Annotated in this window: 6 protein-coding genes; 2 read left to right on the top strand and 4 right to left on the bottom strand. The window is 40.3% G+C overall.

Annotation, left to right across the window (positions count from 1 at the left end; translation table 11 throughout):
• Positions 1–52: 52 nt before the first annotated feature.
• The 3 genes from HK26_RS12715 to HK26_RS13335 form a co-directional block, all read right to left on the bottom strand.
• On the bottom strand, positions 53–451 hold the full coding sequence (locus HK26_RS12715) for a hypothetical protein (protein WP_086640098.1): 399 nt from the start codon (positions 449–451) through the stop codon (positions 53–55).
• 341 nt (positions 452–792) lie between these two features.
• A complete protein-coding gene (locus HK26_RS12710; protein ID WP_143296372.1) occupies positions 793–1,185 on the bottom strand; it encodes a hypothetical protein in 393 nt (130 codons plus the stop codon).
• A 176-nt stretch (positions 1,186–1,361) separates the two neighbouring features.
• Entirely contained in the window at positions 1,362–1,736 is a 375-nt protein-coding gene (locus tag HK26_RS13335) for a hypothetical protein (RefSeq protein ID WP_143296371.1), read from the bottom strand.
• A 194-nt stretch (positions 1,737–1,930) separates the two neighbouring features.
• Between HK26_RS13335 and HK26_RS13330 the strand changes: the two genes are divergently transcribed.
• Together HK26_RS13330 and HK26_RS13325 are read left to right on the top strand one after the other, a co-directional pair.
• Entirely contained in the window at positions 1,931–2,638 is a 708-nt protein-coding gene (locus HK26_RS13330; RefSeq protein WP_143296370.1) for a hypothetical protein, read from the top strand.
• 77 nt (positions 2,639–2,715) lie between these two features.
• Complete coding sequence (locus HK26_RS13325) at positions 2,716–3,459, top strand: hypothetical protein (RefSeq protein ID WP_143296369.1); 744 nt, start codon at positions 2,716–2,718, stop codon at positions 3,457–3,459.
• A 2-nt stretch (positions 3,460–3,461) separates the two neighbouring features.
• Here the strand turns inward: HK26_RS13325 and HK26_RS12700 are convergent.
• On the bottom strand, positions 3,462–4,039 hold a 578-nt coding region (locus HK26_RS12700; protein ID WP_219337098.1), incomplete at its 5' end, for a 3'-5' exonuclease family protein.

Genomic DNA, 4,039 nt, shown 5'->3' with positions numbered 1-4,039 from the left:
AGGTGACGCCATAGTCCTGAGCCACCCTTGCCACGTGTAGCCCCGCTAATCATTATTTTCCTTCAAGCGTCTTGCGGAGCCTGTCCAGATTACGCACGGCTTCACGCACATCAGGGATAAGGGATTCTGCTTCAGCATGAGCCATGACATGACCCTCCTGACGTGATTTGATGGCGTATTGCACCAGTGCTCCACACAGTTCAGCCGTGCTTTCCCTGAGCCTGTAAAGTTCCTTGATGTATTCCGGCTTGGGAGGTGTGCGTGGATTATAAGCTTTGACTGGCTTGACCTTCTGATATGTATCAGAGGGAGAAAGAGCACCAGCCAGACACTCGCGCACAAGACTGTTGGCTGTGATGTCACGCTGTCTGGCATGGTGTGTGATGCACGCATATTGCTCATCATCCAGACGAACCAGTAACGATTTTTTCAGTTTTCTTTTTTCACTCATGCAATGGGTCTCCTGCTTAAATGGGGGTCAACGGGGGAAAAGCATTTTCCCCCTTGCCAGTTACCAGTAGACGCAAAGCGGATACTGGTATGCCTGGCTATACTCAAAATATAACAAAGGAGATGGCAAACAAGATGAGAAAACATAAACAGGTATAAAAAGGTATTTTGTAGGTCTAATACAGGTGCTTTACATAAAATGTGTTACATATCTGAAAACTTAAACATAATTTTGTGTTGATGTGATTTTATAAAAATAGGGAAATAGTCAACATAAAACCCTGTTGACTATGAAGGGGAAAACATAAGGAAAGGTCAAGCAGGAACGCTGTTGACTGTTTCCTAATTTTTCTGTTGGCGTGACTTCCTGCGAACAACCTTGCTGACAGCCTCTTTCAACGCATAGGCATGGTTTTTGAGTTCTGCGAGGTCTTCAGGACTATCCTGGATAACGTCCAACAGGGTTTCAAGGTCTTTGAAGATAACAGGAAGCTTTGTGACCTGACTTCTGACACGTTCCCTGTTCACGGCTTCACTGGTGACACGCCACCATTCCATAACTTCAGCTTTTTCCTGCGTAGTGCATTTATCCAGAATGTCACGGGAAACCATGGAATAGTAGCAGGGGAAAGAGCCAAGGGTTTCCTTGGTGGCTCGTTTCTTTTCAGGGCTGTATGTCCAACGACTGATTTCCCATTTGGGTGTGCCTTTATTCTCTAATAATCGAAATTGCATGATAAAATTCTCCTTATAACATAAATGGTCAACATTTTATAAATGTGACTTTCAAATATAATTATAAGTAAGTAATAAACATAATTTCAAATATATTGATTAATATTAAATAATGGGCATTGGTGAATGGAGATGTATCAGATTGTGATTTGACGTACGCTGACGTAATGTCCATCTTACTTGAAGATAGTTTGATTATCAGGCAAGGAAAAAGTTGAAGTTAATTCTTGCTTTCCCGTCTCAGTCAAAATTTTTTTATCGGCATATACAACAAAATGATTATGTTTTTTGTTGAAAATGACACGCCCACGAGGCCATTCTTCATACTCGGACCAAAGAGGCACGCGAGACACTAAGGGTGTCTTTTTTTGTGTTCGGATTTTTTCCCAAAAATCATAGTGTCCACTCCATGTAACAGAGTCGCCATATTGTTCTCCCTCATCAACAGAGACCATATCCGTTAGAAAACGTGGCACTCCATTTTCCATGATAAGCCAAAAAATACCAATTTTTGGGGAGAATGAAGTGTTGATATTTGGATCATTCATCATTCATTAAACCTCACAGTAAGCATGAGACTGCCTCATAGAAATAAAATTAAGTCAATTATTAACGTCATGCTTATGCGGTATACCTGAAATCACGCAAAAATAGATAAATTTTCCATCGTAAAAGCCTCCTCAAGCCTGTTGGCAAACGTGACGAGTTCGCGTCATGATTAATTATCTCTCATGGAGTAAATTATATGTCTGGCATTAATCCAATAGACCTTCTTCCTCCGTCTTTGAAAAACCACCAGTTTGGTGGCCCTGGAGATATTGGCTCTCCTGAGCACCGGTCCTTATGGTTGTGTGGAATTGAATATGGTGAGTCAGAGAATGAAAATGGGACAGATGATGAGATTGAAAATTATACGGTAGCTCTTCAGTGGCGTAATTGGACCTACAATCGAAATGCTTTCAAGTTAATCGCATCTATCGAAGGGCAAAAAGTCGAAGACGCATTGTCCTATGCAGAACAAAAAAAGATTTTTGAAAGTTCAACAGCGGGCTATTTCCAAACCAATTTATTTCCGGTGGAATGTCGTACCCTTGGAACCTGGACTGAAGATGCCAAAATCAGAACAGGCTTTCCTGACAAAAGAGCTTATGCTGATTATATTCGGTCAATCTGCTTCGAAAATATGCATAAGCAGTTACAGGCAAAAAAACCTCGTTTGTTTTTGGGTATTGGCATTACCCATGTCGGTGACTTTTCACAGGTTGTGTTTGGTGAGCAGGTTGAACTGGAACGCCATGATTTTGAGATTGGCGGACATAAAAAGACAGTGTTTCTTCGTCAGGGAGAAATACCATTTGCTGTAGTTTCTCATCTTTCGTCTCCTAGTGGCTTGAATAGCAATGAAGCTTTGGAAACCGCAGGGCATCTTATTCGTAATATGATGCGTAAATAATTAAAATACTGTGCAAGGATATTCTCGATATCCTTGCACAGTTTATTTTTTAGATTTTATTGATACAGGAGAAATTGATGAGCGATATGCAACTTCATCAAGCATATTTTGATATTTTAAAAGACGTTAATCCTGCTTTTTTTGATAAAAAAAGCATAAATAATCTAAATTATTCAGGATTTTCAGGTCTTTTTGTTTCTTCAACACCAGACATATGGGAAGCCGGAAAGCGTATTATGGTCATAGGACGAGAGACAAGGGGGTGGAAAATTATTGATAACGATCATCCCTATATTTCTCTCGATGATTATATTTCACGTGCAATGCAAGTGCAGAAAAATTTTCTGGCAGAGTACATAGAAACAAAGCGAGACAGAAAATCTAGTTTTTTTAATTTTTTGAGAGATGTGGCATCGATCGTTGGAACTGGAAATGTAGCATGGGCAAATCTTTTTTGTTGTGATTGGAAAAAAAGTATTCCAACGAAAAAAAACACGGCATATTATGATGATATTTTAAAAATATCAGAATCTCTTTTAAAAAAACAGATAGAAATACTTTCTCCTGATATTATCATTTTTGCCAATGGTGTAAGTTCTGCAAAAATTCGTCGAAAATATTTTCCATTAGATGGGGAAAAGAAAGTCTGTCGTGATATTGAGAAATATGACGATTTTAATATGCCCGGTATAGAACTTATATCTTTTACGTTAAATGAAAAAATAAAGTGCTACAGGATTAATCACCCTAGTAATTGGACTAAACCTGCACGTGAAGCACGTAAATTCCTTATGAGACTTATTAAAAACGATATATTATAATGTTATAGACACTGGCTTTGTGCAAACTGTTGCCAGCGATGAGCCGGGAAAGGAATAATCTGAGCCGGTTCATCAGTGGCTTTTTCATACTCTGCCACCAGTTCTCCGGCTAACTCTCTGCCAATACGGGTAGCAGAGTTCAGGAACAGTTTCATGTCTTCCCACTGACAGGTTTCCATCCAGGCCGTATCAAGATGAAAGGCTCTACAGCTATTTTTGATCATGTAGCTGTCAAAATCCACCCTGTAAGCCCTGATGGTTCTTCCTTCAAGCAGACTGACAATCTCAGGGTAAATCTCCGACCATGTGGAGACCTTGTTATTATCCATACTCGCACCATACTGGAGCACGTCTCTGGTCATGTGATGGTAGTTGCTGGCTCCCTCTGCAATCGCCACAGAAGGCTTGCAGAAACGATTGAACACCAGTTGCCCCTTATGATCTGTAATCGTAATCTGAAGCACCTGGTCAAGGGGTCCCTGACCTGTTGTTTCCACGTTCAGCACCAGATGCGTTTTTGCGTGAATTTTCTTCCTTTCTGACATGGGACACTGAGCCAGTTTTCCGGGTCTTTCTATCT

The organism is Acetobacter okinawensis (assembly GCF_002153655.1).
Classification (GTDB): Bacteria; Pseudomonadota; Alphaproteobacteria; order Acetobacterales; family Acetobacteraceae; genus Acetobacter; species Acetobacter okinawensis_A.
Note: the sequence above shows the minus strand (reverse complement) of the source record. Positions and strands in the feature narration are given on the sequence as shown.

Bases quoted from the DNA above. Each gene is read 5' to 3' on its own strand.
- HK26_RS12715 (WP_086640098.1), bottom strand. From the start codon at position 451: ATGAGTGAAAAAAGAAAACTGAAAAAATCGTTACTGGTTCGTCTGGAT.
- HK26_RS12710 (WP_143296372.1), bottom strand. From the start codon at position 1,185: ATGCAATTTCGATTATTAGAGAATAAAGGCACACCCAAATGGGAAATC.
- HK26_RS13330 (WP_143296370.1), top strand. From the start codon at position 1,931: ATGTCTGGCATTAATCCAATAGACCTTCTTCCTCCGTCTTTGAAAAAC.
- HK26_RS13325 (WP_143296369.1), top strand. From the start codon at position 2,716: ATGAGCGATATGCAACTTCATCAAGCATATTTTGATATTTTAAAAGAC.
- HK26_RS13335 (WP_143296371.1), bottom strand. From the start codon at position 1,736: ATGATGAATGATCCAAATATCAACACTTCATTCTCCCCAAAAATTGGT.